The organism is Streptomyces sp. NPDC006265 (genome assembly GCF_040613555.1).
In the GTDB taxonomy this organism is placed as follows: domain Bacteria; phylum Actinomycetota; class Actinomycetes; order Streptomycetales; family Streptomycetaceae; genus Streptomyces.
Genome location: NZ_JBEXSH010000021.1, coordinates 1 through 25753, shown reverse-complemented (window position 1 = coordinate 25753; position 25753 = coordinate 1). Strand labels below are relative to the sequence as shown.

Below are 25753 nucleotides of genomic sequence, written 5' to 3'. Positions count from 1 at the left end.
GCGGGAGTCAGGGGGTGGTGCACCGCCCGGGGGCCGGCTGCCGATCCGCTGCTGCGCGGATCTCACCGCGGTAGTACTCGAAGACCCAGCCCCAGATGCCGATCAGGATGATCGGCAGCGAGAAGTACATCAGCCACCAGCCGATCGCGACCGACAGGAAGGCGAGGGCGCCGCCGATGGCCAGCGAGAACGGCTGCCAGCTGTGCGGGCTGAAGAACCCGACCTCGCCGGCGTCGTCCGCGACGTCCGCCTCCTTGTTGTCCTGCGCACCGGCGTCCACCCGCTTGGCCGTGAAGCCGAGGTAGAAGCCGATCATGATGCTCAGGCCGAAGGCCAGGAAGAGGGCCGTGGTACCGGCCGGCTCCTTCGACCACACGCCATAGACGACCGCCATGACGAGCAGGAAGACGCTCAGCCACATGAACATCTTGCCCTGGATCTTCACTTGCCGGCCTCCTTGCCGCCAGCGAGGGCCTTGTCGCCGTGGCCCACGTTCTCGAGCTGGTCGAGAGCAGCGATCTCAGGGTGGTGCAGGTCGAACGCCGGGGATTCACTGCGGATCCGCGGCATGGTGATGAAGTTGTGGCGCGGCGGCGGGCAGGAGGTCGCCCACTCCAGGGAGCGGCCGTAGCCCCACGGGTCGTCGACGCCGACCGGCTTGCCGTACTTGGCCGTCTTCCACACGTTGTAGAGGAACGGCAGGATCGACATGCCGAGCAGGAACGAGCTGATCGTCGAGATCGTGTTCAGCGCGGTGAAGCCGTCGGCCGCCAGGTAGTCGGCGTAACGACGCGGCATGCCCTCGGCGCCCAGCCAGTGCTGGACCAGGAACGTGCCGTGGAAGCCGATGAACAGCGTCCAGAAGGTGATCTTGCCGAGTCGCTCGTCCAGCAGCTTGCCGGTGAACTTGGGCCACCAGAAGTGGAAGCCGGAGAACATCGCGAACACCACGGTGCCGAAGACGACGTAGTGGAAGTGGGCCACCACGAAGTACGAGTCGGAGACGTGGAAGTCCATCGGCGGCGAGGCCAGGATGACTCCGGTCAGACCACCGAAGGTGAAGGTGATCAGGAAGCCGGTCGCCCAGAGCATCGGTGTCTCGAAGGACAACGAGCCCTTCCACATCGTTCCGATCCAGTTGAAGAACTTCACACCGGTCGGTACGGCGATGAGGAACGTCATGAAGGAGAAGAACGGCAACAGCACGCCGCCGGTGACGTACATGTGGTGCGCCCACACCGTCACGGACAGACCCGCGATCGCGATGGTCGCGCCGATCAGACCCGTGTAACCGAACATCGGCTTACGGGAGAAGACCGGGATGACCTCGGAGATGATGCCGAAGAACGGCAGGGCGATGATGTACACCTCTGGATGGCCGAAGAACCAGAAGAGGTGTTGCCACAGCAACGCGCCGCCGTTGGCGGAGTCGAAGACGTGGGCGCCGAACTTGCGGTCCGCCTCCAGGGCGAACAGCGCGGCCGCGAGGACCGGGAAGGCGAGCAGGACCAGGACACCGGTCAGCAGCACGTTCCACACGAAGATCGGCATGCGGAACATCGTCATGCCGGGGGCGCGCATGCAGATGATCGTGGTGATGAAGTTGACCGAGCCGAGGATCGTGCCGAAGCCGGAGAAGGCCAGACCCATGATCCACATGTCGGCGCCGATGCCCGGCGAGCGGACGGCGTCCGACAGCGGGCTGTAGGCGAACCAGCCGAAGTCGGCCGCGCCCTGCGGAGTGAGGAATCCGGCCACCGCGATGAGCGAGCCGAACAGGTACAGCCAGTAGGCGAACATGTTCAGCCGCGGGAACGCCACGTCGGGCGCGCCGATCTGCAGCGGCATGATCCAGTTCGCGAAACCGGCGAACAGCGGCGTCGCGAACATCAGCAGCATGATCGTGCCGTGCATCGTGAACGCCTGGTTGAACTGCTCGTTCGACATGATCTGCAGACCCGGACGGGCCAGCTCGGCGCGCATGAGCAGCGCCATCACGCCACCGATGACGAAGAACGCGAACGACGTGGCGAGGTACATCGTGCCGATCGTCTTGTGGTCCGTCGTCGTCAGCCACTTGACCACGACACTGCCGCGGTTCTGGCGCCTGACCGGCAACTCGTCCTCGTAGTGGGACCCTGCTGCCGCGGCACCCTGGGGTTCGTTGAGGATGCTCACAGGTTGTTCGTCTCCCGGTTCTTCTCGTGGCTCGTCTGCGCGATGCCGGCAGGAACGTAACCGTTCTGCTGCTTGTCCACGAGGTCCTTGAGGTGCTGCTCGTAACGCTCCTGGGAGACGACCTTCACATTGAAGAGCATCCGGGAGTGGTCGACGCCGCAGAGCTCGGCGCACTTGCCCAGGAAGGTGCCCTCCTTGTTGGGGGTCACCTGGAAGGAGTTGGTGTGGCCCGGGATGACGTCCTGCTTCATCAGGAACGGCACCACCCAGAAGGAGTGGATGACGTCACGCGAGGTCAGGACGAAGCGGACCGTCTTGTCCTTGGGGAGCCAGAGCGTCGGGCCCGGGTTGTTGGTCTGCGGGTTCCGCGTACCGGGGGTGCCGCAGTCGTAGACGCCGCCGGCGCCTGCCGGGAAGTCCTTCTTGAAGCGGTCCGGGATCGCGTCCAGGTCCTTCGAGGTCTTGGCGTCCCCGGTGGAACCGGCGACCGGCTCGATGTAGTTGAAGCACCAGCTCCACTGGAAGCCGACCACGTTGATCGTGACGTCGGGCTTCTTCTTGAGGCTGAGCAGCTCGGACTCGTCACGGGCGGTGAAGTAGAACAGCACCGAGACGATGACGAGCGGAACCACGGTGTACAGCGCCTCGATGGGCATGTTGTACCGGGTTTGCGGAGGAACTTCGACCTTGGTGCGGCTGCGCCGGTGGAAGAAAGCACTCCACAGGATCAGACCCCACACCAGCACGCCGACGGCGAGCGCAGCCGCCCAGGACCCCTGCCACAGGGAGAGGATCCGCGGAGCCTCTTCCGTGGTCGGGGTGGGCATACCAAGGCGGGGGAAGTCTTCCCAGTTGTACGAGCAACCGGTGGCTGTCGCCAAGACCAGGCCCGCGGTCAGTGCCTGCAGCAGCTTCCGCCGCATCGGGCGCCGCGGCGAGCGGTCGGAGCCGTTGGGACTCACGTAGCGCCTTCCCGAGAGTCTCGCCCGCGCGGATCGGCTGCGGCCTGGCCTTCTCGCTGGTCGGTCGCGGCCCTGCGTCGGGCAGGGGTTTGGATGTTTATGCGGACCAAACCCTAGCCGACGCCCTCCGGGGGTTCTCGGGGAGGGGTGCCTACTCACTCGGGTGGTTCGCTGATTTGGCGGCTGCGGGCCATTTGTGGCTGTTCGCGCCCCGCGGCGGAGCCGCAGATGTCACCGCCCCGCGCCCCTTTGGGGACGTCTTCGTGCTGGGCGTTCTAGCGTTGGCGTGTGGGTTACTTCGATGCTGCTTCCGCTGCTCCGCTTCATCCGATCGCCCGGCAGGCTCTGCTGGCCTCCCTCGACGAGGGGTGGGCTGATCCCGCGCGTCTGTACAGGGAAGGGCGGCGGGCCCGGGTGCTGCTGGACGCGGCGCGTGAGGCCGCTGCCGAGGCGGTGGGATGCCGGCCGGACGAACTGACCTTCACCTCGTCCGGAACCCGTTCCGTGCACACGGGGATTGCCGGGGCGCTGGCCGGGCGGAGGCGGATCGGACGTCACCTGATCGTGTCCGCGGTCGAACACTCCTCTGTACTGCATTCGGCGGAGCTCCTGGAGGCGGCCGGGGGGAGCGTCACCCAGGTCGCGGTGGACCGCGCCGGGTTGGTGGACCCGGCGGCCTACGGCGATGCCCTGCGCGAGGACACCGCGCTGGCGTGTCTCCAGTCCGCCAACCACGAGGTCGGGACCGAGCAGCCCGTCGGAGCGGTGGCCGAGGTGTGCCGGGAGGCCGGGGTGCCGTTGCTGGTGGACGCGGCGCAGTCGCTGGGGTGGGGGCCGGTGGACAGGGGCTGGTCGCTGCTGACGGCCAGTGCCCACAAGTGGGGAGGGCCCTCCGGGGTCGGGCTGCTCGCGGTCCGCAAGGGGGTGCGGTTCGCGGCGCAAGGGCCGGTGGACGAGCGGGAGTCGGGTCGGGCGCCCGGTTTCGAGAACATCCCGGCGATCGTGGCGGCGGCCGCGTCACTCCGGGCCGTGCGGGCGGAGGTCGCCGAGGAGGCCGTACGCCTGCGGGAGCTGACGGGCCGGATCCGGGCGCGGGTGCCGCGGCTGGTGTCCGACGTCGAGGTCGTCGGCGATCCGGTGCGCAGGCTGCCCGGGGTCGTCACCTTCTCCTGCCTCTACGTCGACGGGGAGGCGCTGCTGCACGAGCTGGACCGGGAGGGCTTCTCGGTCTCGTCCGGCTCGTCCTGCACGAGCAGCACGCTGACGCCGAGCCATGTGCTGCGGGCCATGGGCGTGCTGAGTGAGGGAAATGTGCGGGTTTCGCTGCCGCTCGGGGCGGCCGAGGAGGATGTGGAGAGGTTCCTGACCGTCCTTCCCCGGGCCGTGACAGCGGTGCGGGAAAAGCTGGGGGCGCCGGTTTCGGAGACGGTGGTGCGGGAGGCCGACGTGCTCGTTGTGGACTCCCTGGGCAAGAGGTGCCCGATCCCGGTCATCGAACTCGCCAAGGTCATCGGCGACGTGCCGGTGGGCGGCCTGGTCCGGGTCCTGTCGGACGACGAGGCGGCCCGCCTGGACATCCCGGCGTGGTGCGAGATGAGAAACCAGGAGTACGTGGGCGAGGAGCCGGCGGACCAAGGAACGGCGTACCTGATCCGCCGGGCGAGCTGAGTCACTCAGGGGCGCGGGGACCTGCGCGATCAGCCCCCACGCTCCGCGGACGGCGAATCAGCCCAGATGCCCCCGAACCTCTTCCGCGGCCTCGTCCCCGTACGCCTTCGTGAACCGCTCCATGAAGTGCCCGCGCCGCAGCTGGTACTCCTGGGTCCCCACCGTCTCGATGACGAGGGTCGCCAGCATGCAGCCGACCTGCGCGGCGCGCTCCAGGGAGACGCCCCAGGCCAGGCCCGAGAGGAACCCGGCGCGGAAGGCGTCGCCGACGCCCGTCGGGTCGGCCTTGCGCTCCTCGTCCGGCGTGCCGACCTCGATCGGGTCCTCGCCGGCCCGCTCGATGCGTACGCCGCGCGCGCCGAGGGTGGTCACCCGGTGGCCCACGCGGGACAGGATCTCCGCGTCGCTCCAGCCGGTCTTGGTCTCGATGAGGCCCTTCTCGTACTCGTTGGAGAAGAGGTACGTCGCCCCGTCCAGCAGGATGCGGATCTCCTCGCCGTCCATCCGGGCGATCTGCTGGGAGAAGTCGGCGGCGAACGGGATGGACCGGGAGCGGCACTCCTCGGTGTGGCGGAGCATGGCCTCCGGGTCGTCGGCGCCGATTGAGACCAGGTCGAGACCGCCGACGCGGTCGGCGACGGTCTTCAGCTCGATGAGGCGGGCCTCGCTCATGGCGCCGGTGTAGAAGGAGCCGATCTGGTTGTGGTCGGCGTCGGTCGTGCACACGAAGCGGGCGGTGTGCAGCGTGTCGGAGATCCGGACGGAGTCGGTGTCGACGCCGTGCCGCTCCAGCCAGGCCCGGTACTCGTCGAAGTCCGCGCCCGCGGCTCCGACCAGGATCGGCCGGGTGCCGAGCTGTCCCATGCCGAACGCGATGTTCGCGGCGACGCCGCCGCGGCGGACGTCGAGCTTGTCGACCAGGAACGACAGCGAGACCGTGTGCAGCTGGTCCGCTACGAACTGGTCGGCGAAGCGGCCGGGGAAGGTCATGAGGTGGTCGGTGGCGATGGAGCCGGAGACTGCGATGCGCACGGCGTGGACTCTCCTGAGGGAGGCGGACCTTGACGGTTCACGCTATCGGGTGGGCGGGGCGGCTCTGAAGGCATCGAAACTACCCGATAGTAGATCTTTCTCGGTGGCCTGGACCGTGCATACGGTGCGGCTATGACGAACCTCAAGGTCCACGCCCCCGTTCCGGTCGATCTGGAGGGTGACCTGGCGTCGCTGCCGGGCGACGGGGCGCGGATGGCTCCGCACTGGGCGGTCCCCCGGATCGCTTCGCGGCCGGTCTCCCCGGCTCTGATCCACGGCGTGTCGGTACCCCCGGCGTCGGCGCGGCTGCTCGACGCCATGGAGGACTACGGGGACTGAACGGCGCACTCACGGGAACCGTGTGCTCCCCCGCTGCGTCCCATCGCTGTCCCCCGTAAAGGGGAGGCGGGATACGACCCACCAGCGGGCCCGTATGTGACGGGCCGGGTCCCATGGGACAGCTGTGCAGCCGAAGGAGCGATGCGGTGAACACCGAGCGACCCGACAACGACGACGACGCCAGGGAAGCGGGCGGCACCGCCGACGCCCCGGAGGTCGAGGAGCCGGGTACGGCGGACGCCGGAACCTCGGCGGAGACCGGGGCGTCGCCGGAGGCCGCTGAGCCCGAAGAGGTCGAAGAGACCACCGAGGCTTCCCAGACGCCAGGTGGGGACACACGGGCTTCTGAGCCGAAAGCGGCCGAGGGCGGGGACGCCGAGCCGGCAGCCGAGGCTCCGGGTACGCCGGAGACCACCGGGACGGCTGCCCTTGAGAAGGCCGCCGAGACGGGCGCGTCCGAAGACCGGCAGGCCGACGCCGAGCCGTCGACCGCGAGCCCACAACCGGCCGGCGACCTCCCCCGCGATGAACGCGATGCACGTGACGTACGCGATGAAGAGGACCTGGTCCGCCACGACGGTGGCCGCCCCCGTACACCCGCGATCATCGCCTCCGTCGCCGCCGCCGTGCTGCTGATCGGCGGTGGCGGGGCCTGGCTCGCCTCCAGCGCGTCGAGCGGGTCGGGCGGCGGGGCGACCTCCGGTGCGACCGGCGGGGACGACACTCCCCCGCAGCTGGCGCTCGACGGCTACTCGGAGTCGACGACGGGGGGCGGCAACGGCATCGCGCCCGGCGAACCCAACCCCTACGGCGCCACCTACCGGGTCGGCGGCCCCCTGCCGGTCGGCCCGGCCAAGGCGCCGGTGTACCGGGCGCGGGGCGAGGTCACCAAGGCGGACGTGGCCCGGCTGGCGAAGGCCCTCGGGGTCGAGGGGACGCCGGTGGCCCAGGGCGAGGCCTGGAAGATCGGGGGCCAGGACGGTTCCGGGCCGAGTCTCCAGGTGAACAAGCAGGCCCCGGGCTCCTGGACGTTCAGCCGCTACGCCCCGGGCACCGACAACTGCAAGGGCACCGACACCTGCACCGCCCCGCAGCCCGGTGGCACACCGGTGAGCGAGGAGGCCGCCGAGAAGGCCGCGGCGCCCGTGCTGAAGGCGGTGGGTCAGGACGACGCGAAGCGCGACGCGAGCCAGGTCATGGGGGCGCAGCGGGTGGTGAACGCCGATCCCGCGGTCGGCGGACTGCCCACGCACGGCTGGACGACCGGCATCAACGTCGGCTCGGACGGCGAGGTCGTCGGCGGCAGCGGTCAGCTGAAGACGCCGGTGAAGGGTGATACGTACCCGGTGGTCGGCGCCGAGAAGGCGCTGGAGCTGATGAACGGGCAGCCGAAGAGCGACCACCGGATGGGCATCGGCGGCTGCGCGAGCCCCGTGCCGCTGAAGGACCGGCTGGAGCAGCCCTGCGAGCAGCCGTCGAGCGGTGCTTCGGGGCAGGACACGGTGACGGTCGAGAACGCGGTGTTCGGGCTGGCCGCGCACGTCGTGGACGGGCGGCAGGCTCTGGTGCCGTCCTGGCTGTTCGAGGTGACGGCGCCGGGCGCGAGGGACCCGTTCACGGTGACGTACCCGGCGGTGGAGCCGAAGTACCTGGCCTCCCCCGAGCCGAGTGACCGGCCGACGGCGGCTCCCGGGCCGCGCGAGGTGAAGGTGGACGGCTACCGGGCCGAGGGCTCGGAGCTGACGGTGACCTTCACGGGCGGGGTGTGCGCCGACTACGAGGTGAAGGCGAGCGAGAAGGGCGACGAGGTGACGGTCTCCGTGACGTCGACCCCGTGGCCGGACAAGGTCTGCGTCATGATCGCCAAGCAGTTCCAGGAGACCGTGCAGCTGGACGAGCCGCTCGGTGACCGGGCCGTCGTGAACGCGGACGGCAAGGCGGTGCCGCTGGCCAAGGAGGGTGCGCGGCTGCCGGCTCCCCCGGCGCAGGAGCGGTAGGAGCGACCACGCAGCGCGAAGGCGGCGGCCCCGTCGGAGGGGCCGCCGCCTTCGTCGTGTTCGCGGCCGCCGGGGGCGGCTCGGCAGGCTCAGCTGAAGGAGTCGCCGCAGGCGCAGGAGCCCGTCGCGTTCGGGTTGTCGATGGTGAAGCCCTGCTTCTCGATGGTGTCCACGAAGTCGATCGTGGCACCACCCAGGTACGGGGCGCTCATGCGGTCGGTGACGACCTTCACACCGTCGAAGTCCTTCTCGACGTCGCCGTCGAGGGCACGCTCGTCGAAGAAGAGCTGGTAGCGGAGGCCGGAGCAGCCGCCAGGCTGGACGGCGACGCGCAGCGCGAGGTCTTCGCGGCCTTCCTGGTCGAGCAGCGCCTTGACCTTGGACGCGGCGGCGTCGGTCAGGATGATGCCGTCGGTGACGGTGCTGGTCTCGTCCGATACGGACATCTACATCTCTCCCGGGTTGTACGGAGACTGCTTGCCGACGGTTGCAACCGGCGGGGCCGCGGATTCATTCCGGGCCGGGCGTCGATCCCGGCTCCTCTTCATGCTCGCACACCCGCCCGGAACCGGAAAACGGCTCTTTCCGGGTCTTCTCGGGAATGAACGGGGGCTCACCGGGATTCACGTCACACAGACGCTATGGCCATCGTCAAAGTGACGTGAAGCGGTTATGATAGATAGCGTCAAATCGACGAAAAGTCGCAGAACAGAAAGGGTGCGTGTCGTGACCACCGCCCAGACCCAGGAGCTCGACGTACAGCCGACGCCCCTCGCCCTGCTGCTCCTCGGCCGTGAGGCCGACCCGAAGAGCGAGCGCGGTGTGGAGTGTCCCGGCGACCTGCCCTCGCCATCCGACCCGGACCTGGTGGAGCGCGCCCGCAAGGCGAAGGAGAAGCTCGGGGACAAGGTCTTCGTACTCGGCCACCACTACCAGCGCGACGAGGTCATCCAGTTCGCCGACGTGACCGGTGACTCGTTCAAGCTGGCCCGGGACGCGGCCGCCCGCCCGGAGGCCGAGTACATCGTGTTCTGCGGCGTGCACTTCATGGCGGAGTCGGCGGACATCCTGACGTCCGACGACCAGAAGGTCGTGCTGCCCGACCTCGCCGCCGGCTGCTCGATGGCCGACATGGCGACCGCAGAACAGGTCGCCGAGTGCTGGGACCTGCTGACCGAGGCCGGAATAGCCGAGCAGGTCGTGCCCGTCTCGTACATGAACTCCTCCGCCGACATCAAGGCGTTCACGGGCAAGCACGGCGGCACGATCTGCACCTCCTCCAACGCCAAGCGGGCCCTGGACTGGGCCTTCGAGCAGGGCGAGAAGGTGCTCTTCCTGCCGGACCAGCACCTGGGCCGCAACACGGCGGTGCGGGACATGGGCATGTCCCTGGAGGACTGCGTCCTCTACAACCCGCACAAGCCGAACGGCGGCCTGACGGCCGACGAGCTGCGCGCGGCGAAGATGATCCTGTGGCGCGGCCACTGCTCGGTGCACGGCCGCTTCAGCCTGGACTCGGTGAACGACGTGCGCGAGCGCATCCCGGGCGTGAACGTCCTGGTCCACCCCGAGTGCAGGCACGAGGTCGTGGCCGCTGCGGACTACGTCGGCTCGACGGAGTACATCATCAAGGCCCTGGAGGCCGCGCCGGCCGGTTCGAAGTGGGCCATCGGCACGGAGCTGAACCTGGTCCGCCGCCTGGCGAACCGTTTCGCGCCCGAGGGCAAGGAGATCGTCTTCCTCGACAAGACGGTCTGCTTCTGCTCGACCATGAACCGCATCGACCTCCCCCACCTGGTCTGGGCCCTGGAGTCGCTGGCCGAGGGCAACCTCGTCAACCGCATCGAGGTGGACAAGGAGACGGAGGCGTTCGCGAAGCTGGCCCTGGAGCGGATGCTGGCGCTGCCGTGACCCCGGTCTCGTACGTCGTCACCCCGAGCGCGGTTTCCGCTCGGGGTGCGCGGGGTCGAGGCTGAAGACGCTGCCGCCGGGGGTGGTCGCGACCAGGGCGCCTGCGAGGAGCCGCACCGGGGTGGCGCCCCAGTCGGTGGCGTTGCTCTGGGCCCTCGGCTGCGTCTCCCACAGCAGTGTGCCCCTCTTCGCGTCGAGCGCCCCGACGCGGCCGCTGGCACTGGCGAGGTACACGGCCCGGGTCCGCGGGTCGTACGTCGCCTCGCCCGGCTGCTCCAGGCTGGTCGGGGTCTGCCAGAGCGGTCTGCCCGTGCGGGCCGACACGGCGGTGACCCGTCCGCTGGCGGTGGCGAACCACAGGGTGCCGTCCGCCAGCGTCACCTCGCCCTCGTACTCCTCGGCCAGCTTCGTCGTGCTCTGCGCACCGGTGCCGGGGTCCACCAGCCGGATTCCCGCATACGGTGCGTCCTGCCCCACGAGGATGTTCCCGTCCTCGTCCTGGGTCAGATCCAGGAACAGGAGCCGGCCGTCGAAGGCGCCGACCAGACCGGCCTTGCTCGGTACGCTCAGCCGGCGCGCCGGGCCGTCGGCCGCGTGCAGTTCCATGACGAGACCTTGATGGCCACCTCACGGCCCGAACGCGCCCTGGCCCGGTAGACGACGCCCATGCCCCCGGCCCCGAGCCGGTCGAGCAGCCTGTGGCCGCCGACCGACTTCGGGTCGTCGCTGTGCAGCGGCACGCCCGAATCCCCTTCCCCCCGTCAAGCCGTTCGAGGCCACAGGATACGTATCGGGACAAGGCTGCGGCCGGGCACCGGCCGTGGAGGTCCGGTACCCGGCCGCAGCCGGGTCTGGCCGTCACACGCCCACGTGCTCCGGCTCCGCCGCGTCCGTCCGCCGGGCCGGGAGGCCCTTCTTCGCCGCGCGCTTCTTCGCCCGGCGTTCCTTGCGGAGCTCGACCATCGCGTAGAGCGTCGGGACGAGCAGCAGGGTGAGCAGCGTCGACGTGACCAGACCGCCGATCACGACCACGGCCAGCGGCTGGGCGATGAAGCCGCCCTCGCCGGTGATGCCGAGGGCCATCGGCAGCAGGGCGAAGATCGTCGCCAGGGCGGTCATGAGGATCGGGCGCAGCCGGTGCCGGCCGCCCTCGATCACGGCCTCGACGACGCCGTGGCCCTGCTTGCGGTACTGGTTGATCAGGTCGATCAGCACGATCGCGTTCGTCACCACGATGCCGATCAGCATCAGCATGCCGATCATGGCCGGGACGCCCATCGGGGTGCCGGTGGCGATCAGCAGGCCGATCGCGCCGGTGGCGGCGAACGGGATGGAGACCAGCAGGATCAGCGGCTGGAGCAGCGACCGGAAGGTGCCGACCAGCAGCATGAAGACGATCGCGATGGCCGCCAGCATCGCCAGGCCCAGGTTGACGAACGCCTCGTCCTGGTCCTCGGAGACACCGCCGATCGACGCCGTGGCGCCGTCCGGGAGCTTCAGCGCGCTGATCTTCGACTGGAGCCGGGTGCTGACCGCGCCGGTGTTGTCGCCGGTCGGCTTCGCGGTGATGGTGGCCGCGCGCCGGCCGTCGATGCGGGTCATGGAGACCGGTCCGTCGACCACCTTGACGGTGGCGACGTCGCCGAGCTTCACCGTGCCGCCCAGACGCAGGTCCTGAAGCTGCTTCAGGGTCTTGGCGGGCTTCGCCGAGCGGATGACGACGTCGCGCTCGGTGTCGTCCAGGACCGCCTTGGCCGCGGTGGTGCCGCGAACCGCCTGGGCTACGGCGCCGCCGAGGGTCTGGTCGTTGAAGCCGGCCGCGGCCGCCTTGTCGTTGGCCTTCACCGAGATGCGCGGCACGCTCTGCGACAGGTCGCTGGTGACGTCCGTGACGTCGTCGAGCGAGGCGACCGTCTTGCGGACCTCCTCGGACGCCGTGCGCAGCACGTCGGCGTCGGCGGCCTTCACCACGACACTGAGGTCCTGGGCGCCGAATCCGTCGCCGGCGGTGATGGTGGTGGTGCCGATGCCCTTCAGCCCCGCCAGGCCCTTCTCGATACCGTCCTGGACGTCCTCGGCCGACGCCGAGTCCTCCAGCATCACCTGGTACGAGGCCTGGTTGGTGTCCGTGCCGCCTCCGAAGGCGGCCATGAAGCCGGACGAGCCGATGGTGACCTGGTAGTCCTTCACGCCCTCGGTGTCGCCGAGCAGCCGCTCGACCTTCTCCGCCTGGGCTTCGGTCGCCGCCAGGCTGGTGCCGGGCTTCAGCTCCTGCTTGACGGTGAGGACCTCGACCTCGCCCTGGTCGAAGAAGTTCGTCTTCAGCAGCGGCGCCATGCCGAAGGTGCCGACCAGCACGACGATCGCGAGGGCCACACTGGTGAGACGGCGCCGGGTCGCGAACCGCAGGACCGGGACGTAGATGCGCTGGAGGCGGCTCTTGGCCTCCTTCTCCTCGGCGAGCCGGCGGGCCTCGGCCGCGTCCTCGGGGGTGCCCTTGGGCGGGCGCAGGAACCAGTAGGACAGGACCGGCACGACCGTCAGGGAGACGAGGAGGGACGCCAGCAGCGCGGCCGTCACGGTCAGGCTGAACGAACCGAACAGCTCGCCCACCATGCCGCCGACCAGGCCGATCGGCAGGAACACCGCGACCGTGGTGAGCGTCGACGACGTCACCGCGCCCGCGACCTCACGGACGGCCTGGAGGATCGCCGACTGGCGCTCCTCGCCGTAGCCGAGGTGGCGCTTGATGTTCTCCAGGACCACGATCGAGTCGTCGACGACCCGGCCGATTGCGATGGTCAGGGCGCCCAGTGTGAGGACGTTCAGCGACAGGTCGCGCGTCCACAGCACGATCAGGGCGAGGACCACGGACAGCGGGATGGACACCGCGGTCACGAGGGTCGAGCGGATCGAGGCCAGGAAGACCAGGATCACCAGGACGGCGAAGAGCAGACCGAGCGCGCCCTCGGTGGTCAGGCCCTTGATGGACTTCGAGACCGCCGGGCCCTGGTCGCTGACGACCGTGAGGGTGGCGCCCGAGCCGAGGTCCTTGCGCAGGTCCGGGAGCTTGTCCTGGACGGCGTCGGAGATGGCGACCGCGCTGCCGTCGCGGTCCATGGTGACGGCGACGGCGAGGCTGGGCTTGCCGTCGGTACGGGTGATGGAGTCGGCCGGGGCCTCCTGCTGCTTCACCGTGGCCACGTCGCCGAGGCGCACCGGCTTGCCCTTGCCGGGCTCGCCCGTGACCATCAGGTCCTGGATCTGCTTGAGCGAGGTGAGTCCGCCGCCGACCTGGACCGTGCGGTTGGCGCCGCCCTCGTCGAAGGAGCCGGCCGGGACGGTGGCGCCGCCCGCCTCGAGCGCCTGGGAGAGGGACAGCGACGTCAGACCCGCCTTGGCGAGCTTCGCGTCGTCGGGCGTCACGGTGACCTGGACGTCCCGGACGCCGTCGACGGTGACCCGGCCGACGCCGTCGATGCTCTTCAGCTCCGGCACGACCGTCTTGTCGAGCTGGTCGGCCAGGGCCTGCTGGTCCCGGCCGGAGGTGACGGCGAGGACGACGGTGGGGATGTCGTCCGTGGAACCGGCGACGACCTGCGGGTCGACGTCGTCCGGGAGCTGGACGCGGGCCCGGTTGACGGCCTGCTGGACATCGGCGACAAGCTGCTTGGTGTCGTTGCCGTAGTCGAAGGACGCCATGATCACGGCGTTTCCCTCGCCGGCGGTGGAGGTGACGCCGCTGATGCCGTCGACGGCTTCGAGGGTGTCCTCGATGGGTTCGACGACCTGCTTCTCGACCACGTCCGGGGACGCGCCCTGGTACGGCGCCAGCACGGACACCATGGGCAGTTCGATGGTGGGCAGCAGCTGCTGCTTGAGCTGGGGTATCGCGATCGCCCCGAAGACGAGCGCGATGATCGACATCAGCCCGATCAAGGCCCGTTGCGCGAGGCTGAACCTGGACAGCCAGGACATGGGTGAAGGTCTCTCTTCTGTTTAGCGGCAGAAGCGGCAGCGGACGCGCAGATGAGCGCCCGCCCCTACACCCTGAGCCATGCGGGAACCGGGTTTCGTAGGCCCCAGGTCCACATCCTTGTGCGGCGCATACTCCGGCCGCAGTACACCCGGGTCGAGCTCACTCCACCCTCGGACGGACCAGACCGGATTCGTACGCGGTGACGACGAGCTGGGCGCGGTCCCGGGCGCCCAGCTTGGCCATGGCCCGGTTGACGTGCGTCTTCACCGTCAGCGGACTCACTTCGAGGCGCTCGGCGATCTCGTCGTTGGAGTGTCCGCCGGCGACCTGGACCAGCACCTCGCGCTCCCGGACGGTGAGCGAGTCGAGCCGTTCGCCGCGGGCCGGGTCGCGGTCGCCGTCGGCCGGGTCGTCCGTGGCGAGGAACCGGGCGATCAGGCCCGTGGTGGCCGCCGGGGAGAGCAGGGCCTGACCACCGGCCGCGATACGGATGGCGTTCAGCAGTTCCTCGGGCTCGGAGCCCTTGCCGAGGAAGCCGGAGGCGCCTGCGCGCAGCGACTGCACGACGTAGTCGTCGACCTCGAACGTCGTCAGGATGACCACGCGGACGTCGGCGAGGTCGGGGTCGGCGCTGATCATGCGGGTCGCGGCGAGACCGTCGGTGCCCGGCATGCGGATGTCCATGAGCACGACGTCGGCGCGCTGCTCCTTCGACAGCCGGACCGCTTCCGCGCCGTCGGAGGCCTCGCCGACCACCTCCATGTCGGGCTCGGAGTCGACGAGCACGCGAAAGGCGCTGCGCAGCAGCGCCTGGTCGTCGGCGAGCAGGACACGGATGGTCATACGGGGTCCTCCCCGGTCGGTGTGCGGTTCTTGAGCGGCAGGATCGCATGGACGCGGAAGCCGCCGCCGTAGCGGGGACCGGTGGTGAGGGTGCCGCGCAGGGCGCTGACGCGCTCGCGCATGCCGAGCAGTCCGTGGCCGCCACCGCTGTGCTGGGTCTCGTTCTCGCCGCTGCCGTCGTCGAGCACGGTGATCTCGATGTTCGGTCCGACGCGTACCACGCTGACCTCGGCCTTGGCCTGGGGCCCGGCGTGCTTCTGCACGTTGGTCAGGGCCTCCTGGATGATCCGGTAGGCGGCCAGGTCGACGGCGGCGGGGAGGGTGGTGCCTTGGTCGGCCCGGGCGACCTCGACGTGCAGGCCGGCGCTGCGGAAGGTGCCGGTGAGTTCGTCGAGGCGGTCCAGGCCCGGGGCGGGTTCGGTGGGGGCCTCCGGGTCGCCGGACTGCCGGAGCAGGCCGACGGTGGCGCGGAGCTCGTTGAGCGCGGAGCGGCTGGCCTCGCGGACGTGCGCGAGGGCCTCCTTGGCCTGGTCGGGCCGCTTGTCCATGACGTGGGCGGCGACCCCGGCCTGCACGTTGACCAGGGCGATGTGGTGGGCGACCACGTCGTGCAGGTCCCGGGCGATGCGCAGGCGTTCCTCCGCGACCCGGCGGCGTGCCTCCTCTTCGCGGGTGCGCTCGGCCCGTTCCGCGCGTTCCCGGATGGCCTGGACGAAGGCGCGGCGGCTGCGGACGGCGTCACCGGCGGTGGCGCCGATACCGGTCCAGGCGAAGATGCCCAGATTCTCCTGGGCGTACCAGGGCAGAGGTCCGGCGGCCATGGCGGTGCCGGTCAGCACGGTCATCGTGAGCAGGCCGACACGCCAGGTGGTGGGACGGTCGGTGGTGGAGGCGACGGTGTAGAGGGCGATCACCGCGGACATTGCGACGGGGGCGCGGGGGTCGCCGGTGAGGGACTCGACGACGGACAGCGTGCCCGTGAGGGCGAGGACCGCCATGGGGGCGCGGCGGCGGAAGACCAGGGCCGCGGCGCCGAGGGCCATGAGGAGGAGGCTGAGGGGGTCGGGGGTCCGCAGGACCCAGCTGACGCTGTCGCGGTGCCGGGGTTCCACGAACGACCCGGCGACCATGCAGACCAGGACGGCGGCGGCGAGGACGGCGTCCATGGCCAGGGGGTGCGCCTTGGCCTGACATCTGGCCCGCGCGAGGGTGCTCACGGCTGTTTACGGTAGCCGGGCCGGGGGCTGTGCTCCCAGCCCCCTGTCGGCCCGCCCATGGGCGCCCGGACTCAGCCCGGAATCAAGCCGTCGTCGCTGAGGAGCTCCCGGACTTCCTCCAGTGTCGCGTCGGGAGACGGCAGGATCAGTTCCGACGGTTCCAGGGAGTCGTCCGGGAGAGGGTCGCCCAGGTCGCGGACCCTGGTCAGGAGGGCCTGGAGGGTGCGGCGGAAGCCGGGGCCGTCGCCGTTCTCCATTTCCGCCAGGAGTTCGTCGTCCAGCTTGTTCAGCTCGGCGAGGTGGCCGTCGGCCAGGCTCACCTGGCCCTCCCCCATGATCCGTACGATCATGTCGCCCTCCTAGGCGTGGACCCCTACTGCTTGTCGAAGCGCGGAGTGTCCTGCGGCTGCTGCTGGGACTGCTGCCCGTTCGAGCCGCCCTCGATGGCCTGCTGCCCGCTGCCCGAGCCGCCCGCCAGTTCGGCCTTCATACGCTGCAGTTCCAGCTCTACATCCGTACCACCGGAGAGCCGGTCCAGCTCGGCCTGGATGTCGTCCTTGTGCATGCCGGACTGGTCGTCCAGGGCACCGGAGGCAAGGAGCTCGTCGATCGCGCCGGCGCGGGCCTGGAGCTGGGCGGTCTTGTCCTCTGCGCGCTGGATCGCCAGGCCGACGTCGCCCATCTCCTCGGAGATGCCGGAGAAGGCCTCGCCGATCCGGGTCTGCGCCTGCGCCGCCGTGTACGTCGCCTTGATCGTCTCCTTCTTCGTGCGGAAGGCGTCGACCTTGGCCTGGAGCCGCTGGGCCGCGAGGGTGAGCTTCTCCTCCTCGCCCTGGAGCGTGGCGTGCTGAGTCTCCAGGTCGGTCACCTGCTGCTGGAGGGCGGCGCGGCGGGACAGCGCTTCCCGGGCCAGGTCCTCACGGCCCAGCGCGAGCGCCTTGCGGCCCTGGTCCTCGAGCTTGCCGGACTGCGACTGCAGCTGGTTCAGCTGGAGCTCCAGGCGCTTGCGGCTGGTCGCCACGTCGGCGACGCCGCGGCGGACCTTCTGGAGCAGCTCGAGCTGCTTCTGGTACGAGTAATCGAGGGTCTCGCGCGGGTCCTCGGCCCGGTCAAGGGCCTTGTTCGCCTTCGCGCGGAAGATCATCCCCATACGCTTCATGACACCGCTCATGGGCTTCGCGCGCCCCCTTCTGACCGACTCCGGCAGCTGCTCCTGCGACAGAACCCACAGTACGGGCCCTGCATCCATTACCGCACTGTTCGGGGACGGATGCGCTCATCCCCAAGGACGACTGCGTACGCTCCCGCTCCGGCGTAGGGAGTAGGTGGTCCCCGGGGTCACCGGAGCCGTGCACCCCGGAAACATCCGGAGGCGTACACAACGTCCCCTCTGTCCCCTTACTGACGACTGGTGTTGCCGGATCGTTCCCCACGGGGCTGGGGTCCATGCCCGGAAGCCCTTACCCTTGGGTTTTGTGTTCCGTAGCCGTGCGAAGGATGAGAAGGCCCAGGACGCCGACAAGGCGCCGGTGACCGACTCCAGTCAGCCCCGTCACCCCGAGGCCCCCAAGGGCCGCCCCACGCCCAAGCGCAGCCAGGCCCAGTCCTCGCGCCGCAGCGTGGCCAACACGTCGATGACGCGCAAGGAGGCCTCCAAGCGACAGCGCGAGGAGCGCCGTACCGCGATGGAGCGGCAGCGCCAGGCGCTGGCGAGCGGCGACGAGCGCTATCTGCCCGCGCGTGACAAGGGACCGGTCCGCCGGTTCGCACGCGACTTCGTCGACTCCCGGTTCAACATCGCGGAGTTCTTCCTGCCGATGGCCGTGGTCATCCTCGTGCTGAGCATGGTGCGGGTGGCCGCGCTGCAGAACGTCGCGCTGCTGCTGTGGCTCGTGGTGATCGTGCTGATCGTGCTCGACTCGTTCCTCACGTCCTTCCGTCTGAAGAAGCAGCTGAACGAGCGCTTCGCGGGTGAGAACAAGCGCGGCGCCGTCGCCTACGCCCTGATGCGCTCCCTCCAGATGCGCCGGCTCCGGCTTCCGAAGCCGCAGGTCAAGCGCGGAGAGCGGCCCTGACCACGACGCCGTTCTCCGGGGGTGCGGCGGATGCCTGGCTGGACAAGCTGGGCGGGCTGCGCGATGTCGTCCGTCAGGAGCTGGTGACCCGCCAGCTGGACGAGCAGATAGTCGGCCGGTTCCCGGTCGGCCGGCGCCTGCGGGTGCTGGACGTGGGGATGGGCCAGGGCACCCAGGCGCTGCGGCTGGCCCGGGCCGGACACCAGGTGACCGGGCTGGAGCAGGACGCGACGATGGTCGCCGTGGCCCGGGAGTCCCTCGCCGGGGAGCCGCAGGGCATCCGGGAGCGGATGCGGATCATCGAGGGCGACGGCCGGGACACCGGCGTGCACTTCCTGCCGGGCAGTTTCGACGTGGTGCTGTGCCACGGCGTCCTGATGTACGTCGAGGAGCCCGACCCGCTGCTGGCGGGCCTCGCCCGGATGCTCGCGCCGGGCGGGCTGCTGTCCCTGCTCGTGCGCAACGGGGACGCGCTCGCGATCCGGCCGGGCCTGTCCGGTGACTGGTCCGGGGCGCTGGCGGCCTTCGACACGGTCTCCTACCTCCCCCATTCTCGAACAGACTCGAACGGGGGGACCCCCACCCGGCTGGGGCTCGGCGTGCGGGCCGACCGGCTGAAGGACCTGACGTCGACGCTCGCGGGGATCGGGGCGCCGCTGCACGCCTGGTACGGGGTGCGGGTGTTCACCGACACCGCGGCGGACGACGCCGAGGCCCCGGGCGACGTGGAGACGCTGCTCGCGGTGGAGGAGAAGGCCGGGCGGACCGATCCGTACCGCGGGGTGGCCGCGCTGCTGCACCTGTGCGGCGTGCGCGGCTGACCCGCGGAAGAGGGGGTGGGCGAGGGCCGTCGGCCCCCGCCCACCGGGCTCACGCGTCGGCCGCGTGCAGGCTCATCGGCCCGTAGATCTCCGTGACGTCCTCGAACAGCCGCACCTGATCGGCACCGCCCTCCTGCAGCGCCTTCCAGTGCTCCCCGATCCAGGACTCGGCGTCCCCCTGCGTGGGGAACTCCTCCGGCGGCACCGCGGGCTGGACCTCCGTCCCGTCGGTCTTCTCGAACCGCCACGTCCATGCCGCCATGTACGCCTCCCATGTGTGTGAGCACACTGCACAGCGAAAGCCGGATCTTGGTCCGGCTCCTCCCCAGAGCGTAAGCGCTCCGCTGGGTTGGGCGTGATAGGCCTTGCGGGAGTGCGGGTCATCACTCCGGCGCGGGTCGTGGGGTTGCTCGCGCCCGCGCGGCGGAGCCGCATGTCGATACGGCCCGCGCTCCTCCAGGGGGCGTCTCCATCACGCGTGAGTCATTGCCAAGGGTGAGAATCGGGGCGTGGAACTCACTCTGCTCGGCACCGGCGCCCCCGCGGGTCTTCCCCGCCCCGACTGTCCCTGTGCGGCCTGTGCGGCCGCTCTCGGACCGGACGCGCGGGCGGCCACCGCGCTGCTGCTGGACGGGGCGCTGCTGCTCGACCTGACGCCGGGCGCGGCGTTCGCGGCGGCGCGGGCGGGCCGTTCCCTGACCGGCGTACGGCAGGTGCTGCTGTCGCATCCGCACGACGGGCCGGCGGTCGAGGTGCCCGCGGGACTGCCGCAGCCCGGACGGGTGCCGGACGGGCGGGAGATGGTTCTGGAGGCCGATGTAGCCGTCGGTCAGGCTCCGCCGGGGGTCCTTGTTGGTGAAGTCGTTGATCTCGACTCCGTTGAGGAACACCCGAAGGCGTTCGCCCTGGACCTTGATCTCGTAGGAGTTCCACTGGCCGGGCGGCCGCAGAACCTGGTCACGGGCCTTGATGTTGGCCGACTTGAACGAGTAGACGGAGCCCGTGGTGCGGTCGGCCGCGTCCGTGGCGTCGATCTGGATCTCGTAGCCCTTGTTCACCGCGGACCAGGGGTCGTCGGAGGCGGGGAAGCCCACGAAGATCCCGGAGTTGTCGTCGCCCCGCATCTTCCAGTCGAGCTTGAGCGAGTACGCGTTCAGCTCCTTGGCCTGGTACCAGAGCAGACCCATGCCGCCCTCGGACTCCATCACGCCGTCCTTGACGACGAACGTGCCGGGTCCGGCCTGCTTCCAGCCGTCCAGGGTCTGGCCGTTGAAGATCTTCCGGTAGCCCTTGCTCGGCTTGCAGTCCGCCTTCACCTGGCCGGTGGCGTACTGGAGCCCGCCGAGCAGATGGGCGCGGAAGGCTTCCTCGGCGTAGGACTCCTTGGTGTGGCCGCCGCCGGTGTAGAAGGACCGGCCGCCGCCGTAGCTCTGGCACCAGGCGATCGGGTGGTCGCCCTTCATGGTGCCGCCCTGGTAGGTCGTCTCGTCGAGAGTGGCGAGAACCTTGGCCTGCTCACGGGGGTTGGTGCGGTAGTTGTACCACTCGTCGGTGCGCTCCCAGGCGTCGTCCAGGTGCGCGGTGGACGGGTGGTCGTGGTCCTCGACGCGGACGGTGGCCTTCTGGATGGCCGGGTGCGAGTCGAAGTAGGCGCCGACGAGGCCGCCGTAGAACGACCAGTCGTACTCGGTGTCGGCGGCCGCGTGGATGCCCATGTATCCGCCGCCGCCCGCAACGTAGTTCTCGAACGCCTTCTGCTGCTCGGCGTCGAGGACGTCCCCCGTGGTGGACAGGAAGGCCACGGCGTCGTACTTGGCGAGGTTGGCCGTGGTGAACTGCTTGGCCTCCCCGGTCGCGTCGACCGTGATGCCGGCCGGGCCGCCGAGCTCCGTCAGGGCGGTGATGCCCGCCGGGATGGAGTCGTGCCGGAAGCCGGCGGTCTTGGAGAAGACCAGGACCTTCTTGCCGCCCTTGAACGGCTCCTTGGAGAACTCGAAGTCGTCCACGTCGTACAGCGCGCCCTCGCCGCCCTTGAAGACCAGGTAGATGTCCGTGGTCTTCTTCGGCAGCGACCGCAGCGGGACGTCGACGTTCTGGAAGGTCTCCCAGCCGCCGGTCGGCGGGATGTAGGCCGAGCCGTGCAGGGGTCCGTCGGGCGAGCCGGTGCGCAGTTCGATGAAGCCGCCCGCGCCGCCGGAGGAGGCCCGCACGGTCATCTTCTTCTGCCCGTCGAACCGGTAGGGGGCGAAGGAGATCCAGTCGCCGTCGTTGATGTCGCCGACGGTCTTGCCCCCGTTGGCGCCGGTCTTGTCGATGACCGACACGCCCGACTGGGTGGTGAAGTGCTCGCCCTGGCGGTGCACCGGCTGGAGCACGGTGCGGGCGGTGCCGGTCAGGGCCTCCTGGCCGTTGGCCCCGCCGTCGGTGTAGCCCGCGCCGACGACGCCGTAGATGTTGGCGTTGGGGTCGTGGCCGCCGTCCCCCGGGGGCGGTGTCAGGGTGCCCTCGCAGCCCATCTCGCTGGTCAGTTCGTGGGCGTGGGAGTCGTGGCCGAGGCTGTAGGAGACCTTGACCTTGGAGCAGTCGACCGTCTCCTCGGGGTCTGTGACGGTCACCTTGAACGGAACGGGCTTGCCGAACTCGGCCAGGGTGCCGTTGCCCGGGACGTCGATCCGCACCTTGGGCTCGGTGTTGCCGACGACGATCCGGACGCTGGCGTTGCCGGTGTTGCCCTCGGGGTCCTTGGCGGTGAAGGTGGCGCTGTAGGTGCCGACCTTCTTGTACCGGTGGGTGGGGTTGAGGCCCTCGCCCTTGGTGCCGTCGCCGAAGTCCCAGCTGTAGGTGAGCTCGGGAGAGTCGGCGTCCTTGGCGGAGGCGGTGAACGTGACCCTCAGGCCGGCCGCGCCGGACGTCTTGTCGGCGCTCACCTCGGCGATCGGGGAGAAGCCGTCCTCGGCGTTCTCGATCCGGTACAGCGCGGAGTCCTTGTCGCCCTGGAACCAGGAGAGGCCGTAGTCGAGGACGTAGAGCGCGCCGTCGGGGCCGAACTCCATGTCCATGATCTGGGTGCCGGTCCACGGGAAGTCGTTGATCTTCGCGACGGACCCGTCGGGTCCGTCGGAGGTCTGCTCGATGCGCTTGATCCACCGGCGGCCGAACTCGCCGGCGAAGAAGTCGCCGTCGTAGGCCTCCGGGAACTTCACGCCGGAGTCGAGCTCGGGGTCGTAGCGGTAGACCGGGCCGCCCATCGGGGACTCGGAGCCGCTGCCGAACTCGGGTACGGAGCCGCCGTCGTACGGGATCCAGGCGGCCTGCGCGGGCGGCAGGTCGGTCAGGCCCGTGTTGTACGGCGAGGTGTTCTTCGGGGCGTTGCAGTCGAACGCCCCGCCGGACTCCTTGGTGGCGAAGTCGTAATCGACGTAAGCGTCGTTGTCTCCGGTGCAGAAGGGCCAGCCGAAGTTGGCGGCCTTGGTCACCTTGGCGAACTCGACCTGTCCGCCCGGGCCGCGCCCCGGGTCGGCGGCGCCGGCGTCGGGGCCGTAGTCGCCGACGTAGACGGTGCCGGTCTTGTCGTCGACGCTCATCCGGAACGGGTTACGGAAGCCCATCGCGTAGATCTCGGGGCGGGTCCTCTCGGTGCCCGGGGCGAAGAGGTTGCCCTCCGGGACGGTGTAGGAGCCGTCCTCGGCGACCTTGATGCGCAGGATCTTGCCGCGCAGGTCGTTGGTGTTGCCGGCGCTGCGGCGGGCGTCGAAAGCCGGGTTGCGGTTCGGCCGGTCGTCGATCGGTGTGTAGCCGTCGGAGGCGAAGGGGTTGGTGTCGTCGCCGGTCGACAGGTAGAGGTTGCCGTCCGCGTCGAAGTCGATGTCGCCGCCGACGTGGCAGCAGGTGCCGCGGGAGGCCCCGACGTCGATGACCTTCTTCTCGCTGGCCTTGTTGAGCGTGCCGTTGGCGTTCAGGGTGAAGCGGGAGAGGCGGTTGACGCCGTCGAACTTCTTGAAGTCCTCGGCCGTGCCGGTCTCCGGGGCGTCGCCCGCGGGGGTGCCGAGCGGCGGGGCGTAGTAGAGGTAGATCGCCCGGTTGTTCTTGAAGTCCGGGTCGATGCCGACGCCCTGGAGGCCCTCCTCGTCGTGGCTGTAGACGTCGAGCTTGCCGGCGACCTTGGTGACGCCGCCCTGGTCGGTGAGGCGCAGCGTGCCGTCGCGCGAGGTGTGCAGGACGCTGCGGTCGGGGAGCACGGCGAGCGACATCGGCTCGCCCGTCTCGGGTTCGCCCTTGGCGAGCGGCACCTGCTGGAACTGCCCCTCGGCGGCGGCCGGTTCGTCGTGCTCCGGGTGGCCGGGGTGGGCGCCGGCGACGGTGGCCGGGGTGCCGACGGCGAGGAGCAGTCCGGTGAACAGGGCGACGGTGGTGCGAAGCCCGGGACGCCTGCGGGTGGCGGTGCTTCTGGGTCTGCTTCTGTGCACGAAGTCCCTCCGGGAACGGGGTGGGCCGTACGGGGTGGGTGCGAAGCGTGCGGTGCGGGCGCCGGGGTGCGCCGTCACCCCGGAGGTGCGTGTGTCCTGAACACATCAAGGACGGTAGCCGTGTCCGCGCGGGGCGAACACCCCTCGTGACAGACTCGGCCGGACTTTCTCCCAGCACGGGACAAAGCGGTATCCGTGCAGGTCGGAGGGAGGACCGGCGGTGCTGCCGGCCCCCGTCCCCGACCTGCGCCGGGAGCGTGGTTCAGCTGTTGAACGCGGCGTCGAAGGACGCGCTGGGCGGCTCGAAGTCGAAGGCCTTCAGCCGTGTCAGGGCCTCGGGAGCCCCCTGGAGGCGGTCCATGCCGGCGTCCTCCCACTCGACCGAGACGGGGCCTTGGTAGTCGATGGAGCGCAGCATCCGGAAGACGTCCTCCCAGGGGACGTCGCCGTGCCCGGCGGAGACGAAGTCCCAGCCGCGCCGCGGGTCGCCCCAGGGCAGGTGGGAGCCGAGCCGGCCGTTGCGTCCGTCGAGACGCTTGCGGGCCTCCTTGCAGTCGACGTGGTAGATCCGGTCACGGAAGTCCCAGAGGAAGCCGACCGGGTCGAGGTCCTGCCACACGAAGTGGCTGGGGTCGAAGTTGAGGCCGAAGGCGGGGCGCCGGCCGACCGCTTCCAGCGCGCGGGCCGTCGTCCAGTAGTCGTAGGCGATCTCGCTGGGGTGGACCTCGTGCGCGAACCGCACGCCCTCGGCGTCGAAGACGTCCAGGATCGGGTTCCAGCGGTCGGCGAAGTCCTGGTAACCCCGCTCGATCATCGCCTCGGGGGCGGGCGGGAACATGGCGACCAGGTGCCAGATGGCGGAGCCCGTGAACCCGATGACGGTGTTCACGCCGAAGGCGGCCGCGGCCCGTGCGGTGTCCTTCATGCGTTCCGCGGACCGCTGCCGGACTCCTTCCGGGTCTCCGTCGCCCCAGACCGCTTCCGGGACGATCGCCTGGTGCCGCTCGTCGATGATGGCGTCGCAGACGGCCTGGCCGACCAGGTGGTTGGAGACCGCCCAGCACTTGAGGCCGTACTTGTCGAGGAGCTGATGCCTCGACTCGACATAGGAGGGATCGGCCAGCGCCTTGTCGACCTCGAAGTGGTCTCCCCAGCAGGCGAGTTCGAGGCCGTCATAGCCGAAGTCGCGGGCCAGGCGGCAGACCTCCTCCAGGGGCAGGTCCGCCCACTGGCCGGTGAACAGGGTGAAGGTGCGTGGCATCCTCGTGGCCTCCTCAGACCGCGATCGGCGTGTAGACGGAGTTCTTCTCGGCGCTCTCCTCGACCGCCGCGAGCACGCGCTGCACCTGCAGCCCGTCGGCGAAGGAGGGTTCGGGACGGCGGCCCTCGGCGACGGCGTGGACGAGGTCGCGGGCCTGGTGGACGAAGGTGTGCTCGTAGCCGAGGCCGTGGCCCGGCGGCCACCAGGCCTCCAGGTAGGGGTGGTCGGGTTCGGTGACGAGGATCCGGCGGAAACCGGCCTCCGCCCCCGGCTCGGTGGCGTCGTGGAAGGACAGCTCGTTCAGGCGCTCCAGGTCGAAGGCGAGCGAGCCGCGCTCTCCGTTGAGTTCGATGCGCAGGGCGTTCTTGCGGCCGGTGGCGTAGCGGGTGGCCTCGAAGGAGGCGAGGGCGCCGGAGGGGAAACGGGCGGTGAACAGCGCCGCGTCGTCGACGGTGACGTGCCCGGTGCCGGCGGACGTGACGGCGGACAGGCCGCTGGTGGCGCCGGTGGGCAGGGGCCGTTCCCGTACGAAGGTCTCCGTCAGCGCGGAGACACCCGCCAGCGGCTCCCCCACCAGGTACTGCGCGAGGTCGACGATGTGCGCCCCCAGGTCGCCGAGCGAGCCCGAGCCGGCCTGCTCCCTGCGCAGCCGCCAGGTCAGCGGGAAGGCGGGGTCGACCAGCCAGTCCTGGAGGTACGTCACGCGCACGTGCCGCAGCCTGCCCAGGCGCCCCTCGGCGACCATGCGGCGGGCCTGGGCGGTGGCGGGAACCCGGCGGTAGTTGAAGCCGACCATCGCCACCTGACCGCGGGCGTGCGCCTCTTCGGCGGCCAGGGTCATCGAGGCGGCTTCCTCGACGGTGTTGGCGAGGGGCTTCTCGCACAGGACGTGCTTGCCCGCGGCCAGGGCCGGGTCCTCGCCGTCGTCCAGGAGCTTGCGCTCCATACGGTCGGCGTCCGGGTGCCGGCCTTCCCCGAACAGAAGCTCCATCTGCCGCTCTGTC

Annotated in this window: 22 protein-coding genes; 6 read left to right on the top strand and 16 right to left on the bottom strand. The window is 70.2% G+C overall.

Features of this window, described 5'->3' with window-relative positions:
• Positions 1-7: 7 nt before the first annotated feature.
• From ABZ281_RS03900 to coxB, 3 genes are read right to left on the bottom strand one after another with little or no spacing between them, the layout of a single operon-like run.
• Entirely contained in the window at positions 8-445 is a 438-nt protein-coding gene (locus ABZ281_RS03900) for a cytochrome c oxidase subunit 4 (RefSeq protein WP_356651793.1), read from the bottom strand.
• Positions 442-2178 carry a cytochrome c oxidase subunit I gene (gene ctaD, locus ABZ281_RS03895; protein WP_356651791.1) on the bottom strand — a complete coding sequence of 579 codons (1737 nt, stop codon included), beginning with the start codon at positions 2176-2178 and terminating at the stop codon, positions 442-444. The genes ABZ281_RS03900 and ctaD overlap by 4 nt, the downstream gene beginning before the upstream one ends.
• A complete protein-coding gene (gene coxB, locus ABZ281_RS03890; protein ID WP_356651789.1) occupies positions 2175-3140 on the bottom strand; it encodes a cytochrome c oxidase subunit II in 966 nt (321 codons plus the stop codon). The genes ctaD and coxB overlap by 4 nt, the downstream gene beginning before the upstream one ends.
• A gap of 288 nt (positions 3141-3428) precedes the next feature.
• On the opposite strand from coxB, the gene ABZ281_RS03885 reads away from it, so the two are divergent.
• Positions 3429-4808, top strand: coding sequence for an aminotransferase class V-fold PLP-dependent enzyme (locus ABZ281_RS03885; protein WP_356651787.1), 1380 nt, complete (start codon positions 3429-3431; stop codon positions 4806-4808).
• A 57-nt stretch (positions 4809-4865) separates the two neighbouring features.
• Here ABZ281_RS03885 and ABZ281_RS03880 read toward each other — a convergent pair whose 3' ends face one another.
• A complete protein-coding gene (locus ABZ281_RS03880) occupies positions 4866-5840 on the bottom strand; it encodes a carbohydrate kinase family protein (RefSeq protein ID WP_356651785.1) in 975 nt (324 codons plus the stop codon).
• A gap of 132 nt (positions 5841-5972) precedes the next feature.
• Here ABZ281_RS03880 and ABZ281_RS03875 point away from each other — a divergent pair, with 132 nt between their 5' ends.
• Entirely contained in the window at positions 5973-6179 is a 207-nt protein-coding gene (locus ABZ281_RS03875; RefSeq protein WP_030837540.1) for a hypothetical protein, read from the top strand.
• Between the two features lie 146 nt (positions 6180-6325).
• Positions 6326-8176 carry a hypothetical protein gene (locus ABZ281_RS03870; RefSeq protein ID WP_356651782.1) on the top strand — a complete coding sequence of 617 codons (1851 nt, stop codon included), beginning with the start codon at positions 6326-6328 and terminating at the stop codon, positions 8174-8176.
• 89 nt (positions 8177-8265) lie between these two features.
• On the opposite strand, the gene erpA is transcribed toward ABZ281_RS03870, so the two are convergent.
• Positions 8266-8622, bottom strand: coding sequence for an iron-sulfur cluster insertion protein ErpA (erpA, locus tag ABZ281_RS03865; RefSeq protein ID WP_030837535.1), 357 nt, complete (start codon positions 8620-8622; stop codon positions 8266-8268).
• 280 nt (positions 8623-8902) lie between these two features.
• Between erpA and nadA the strand changes: the two genes are divergently transcribed.
• Positions 8903-10087 carry a quinolinate synthase NadA gene (gene nadA, locus ABZ281_RS03860; RefSeq protein ID WP_356651780.1) on the top strand — a complete coding sequence of 395 codons (1185 nt, stop codon included), beginning with the start codon at positions 8903-8905 and terminating at the stop codon, positions 10085-10087.
• An 18-nt stretch (positions 10088-10105) separates the two neighbouring features.
• Here nadA and ABZ281_RS03855 read toward each other — a convergent pair whose 3' ends face one another.
• The 7 genes from ABZ281_RS03855 to ABZ281_RS03825 form a co-directional block, all read right to left on the bottom strand.
• On the bottom strand, positions 10106-10693 hold the full coding sequence (locus tag ABZ281_RS03855) for a PQQ-binding-like beta-propeller repeat protein (protein WP_356651778.1): 588 nt from the start codon (positions 10691-10693) through the stop codon (positions 10106-10108).
• A complete protein-coding gene (locus ABZ281_RS03850) occupies positions 10654-10827 on the bottom strand; it encodes a hypothetical protein (protein ID WP_356651776.1) in 174 nt (57 codons plus the stop codon). The genes ABZ281_RS03855 and ABZ281_RS03850 overlap by 40 nt, the downstream gene beginning before the upstream one ends.
• 118 nt (positions 10828-10945) lie before the next feature.
• The gene (locus ABZ281_RS03845) at positions 10946-14065 is read right to left on the bottom strand and encodes an efflux RND transporter permease subunit (protein WP_356651774.1); all 3120 of its coding nucleotides are present in this window, start codon (positions 14063-14065) and stop codon (positions 10946-10948) included.
• Positions 14066-14225: 160 nt separating this feature from the next.
• A complete protein-coding gene (locus ABZ281_RS03840; protein WP_356651772.1) occupies positions 14226-14909 on the bottom strand; it encodes a response regulator transcription factor in 684 nt (227 codons plus the stop codon).
• A complete protein-coding gene (locus tag ABZ281_RS03835; RefSeq protein WP_356651770.1) occupies positions 14906-16126 on the bottom strand; it encodes a histidine kinase in 1221 nt (406 codons plus the stop codon). The genes ABZ281_RS03840 and ABZ281_RS03835 overlap by 4 nt, the downstream gene beginning before the upstream one ends.
• A gap of 71 nt (positions 16127-16197) precedes the next feature.
• Positions 16198-16476, bottom strand: coding sequence for a hypothetical protein (locus ABZ281_RS03830; protein WP_097216183.1), 279 nt, complete (start codon positions 16474-16476; stop codon positions 16198-16200).
• Positions 16477-16499: 23 nt separating this feature from the next.
• Positions 16500-17285 carry a PspA/IM30 family protein gene (locus ABZ281_RS03825; RefSeq protein ID WP_267958791.1) on the bottom strand — a complete coding sequence of 262 codons (786 nt, stop codon included), beginning with the start codon at positions 17283-17285 and terminating at the stop codon, positions 16500-16502.
• A 316-nt stretch (positions 17286-17601) separates the two neighbouring features.
• Here ABZ281_RS03825 and ABZ281_RS03820 point away from each other — a divergent pair, with 316 nt between their 5' ends.
• Complete coding sequence (locus ABZ281_RS03820; protein ID WP_356651767.1) at positions 17602-18201, top strand: DUF3043 domain-containing protein; 600 nt, start codon at positions 17602-17604, stop codon at positions 18199-18201.
• 83 nt (positions 18202-18284) lie between these two features.
• Entirely contained in the window at positions 18285-19022 is a 738-nt protein-coding gene (locus ABZ281_RS03815) for a methyltransferase domain-containing protein (protein WP_356651765.1), read from the top strand.
• 49 nt (positions 19023-19071) lie between these two features.
• Here the strand turns inward: ABZ281_RS03815 and ABZ281_RS03810 are convergent, their stop codons facing one another.
• The 4 genes from ABZ281_RS03810 to ABZ281_RS03795 form a co-directional block, all read right to left on the bottom strand.
• The gene (locus ABZ281_RS03810) at positions 19072-19284 is read right to left on the bottom strand and encodes a hypothetical protein (protein ID WP_356651763.1); all 213 of its coding nucleotides are present in this window, start codon (positions 19282-19284) and stop codon (positions 19072-19074) included.
• Positions 19285-19405: 121 nt separating this feature from the next.
• Complete coding sequence (locus ABZ281_RS03805) at positions 19406-23488, bottom strand: ThuA domain-containing protein (protein ID WP_356651761.1); 4083 nt, start codon at positions 23486-23488, stop codon at positions 19406-19408.
• A 262-nt stretch (positions 23489-23750) separates the two neighbouring features.
• A complete protein-coding gene (locus tag ABZ281_RS03800; RefSeq protein ID WP_356651759.1) occupies positions 23751-24749 on the bottom strand; it encodes a sugar phosphate isomerase/epimerase family protein in 999 nt (332 codons plus the stop codon).
• A gap of 13 nt (positions 24750-24762) precedes the next feature.
• The coding region (locus ABZ281_RS03795) for a Gfo/Idh/MocA family oxidoreductase (protein WP_356651757.1) at positions 24763-25753 on the bottom strand (991 nt) is incomplete at its 5' end.

Coding starts and splice junctions, on each gene's coding strand:
- ABZ281_RS03800 (WP_356651759.1), bottom strand. CDS start 24,749: ATGCCACGCACCTTCACCCTGTTCACCGGCCAGTGGGCGGACCTGCCC.
- ABZ281_RS03825 (WP_267958791.1), bottom strand. CDS start 17,285: ATGAAGCGTATGGGGATGATCTTCCGCGCGAAGGCGAACAAGGCCCTT.
- ABZ281_RS03855 (WP_356651778.1), bottom strand. CDS start 10,693: ATGGAACTGCACGCGGCCGACGGCCCGGCGCGCCGGCTGAGCGTACCG.
- ABZ281_RS03845 (WP_356651774.1), bottom strand. CDS start 14,065: ATGTCCTGGCTGTCCAGGTTCAGCCTCGCGCAACGGGCCTTGATCGGG.
- erpA (WP_030837535.1), bottom strand. CDS start 8,622: ATGTCCGTATCGGACGAGACCAGCACCGTCACCGACGGCATCATCCTG.
- ABZ281_RS03830 (WP_097216183.1), bottom strand. CDS start 16,476: ATGATCGTACGGATCATGGGGGAGGGCCAGGTGAGCCTGGCCGACGGC.
- ABZ281_RS03875 (WP_030837540.1), top strand. CDS start 5,973: ATGACGAACCTCAAGGTCCACGCCCCCGTTCCGGTCGATCTGGAGGGT.
- ABZ281_RS03810 (WP_356651763.1), bottom strand. CDS start 19,284: ATGGCGGCATGGACGTGGCGGTTCGAGAAGACCGACGGGACGGAGGTC.
- ABZ281_RS03840 (WP_356651772.1), bottom strand. CDS start 14,909: ATGACCATCCGTGTCCTGCTCGCCGACGACCAGGCGCTGCTGCGCAGC.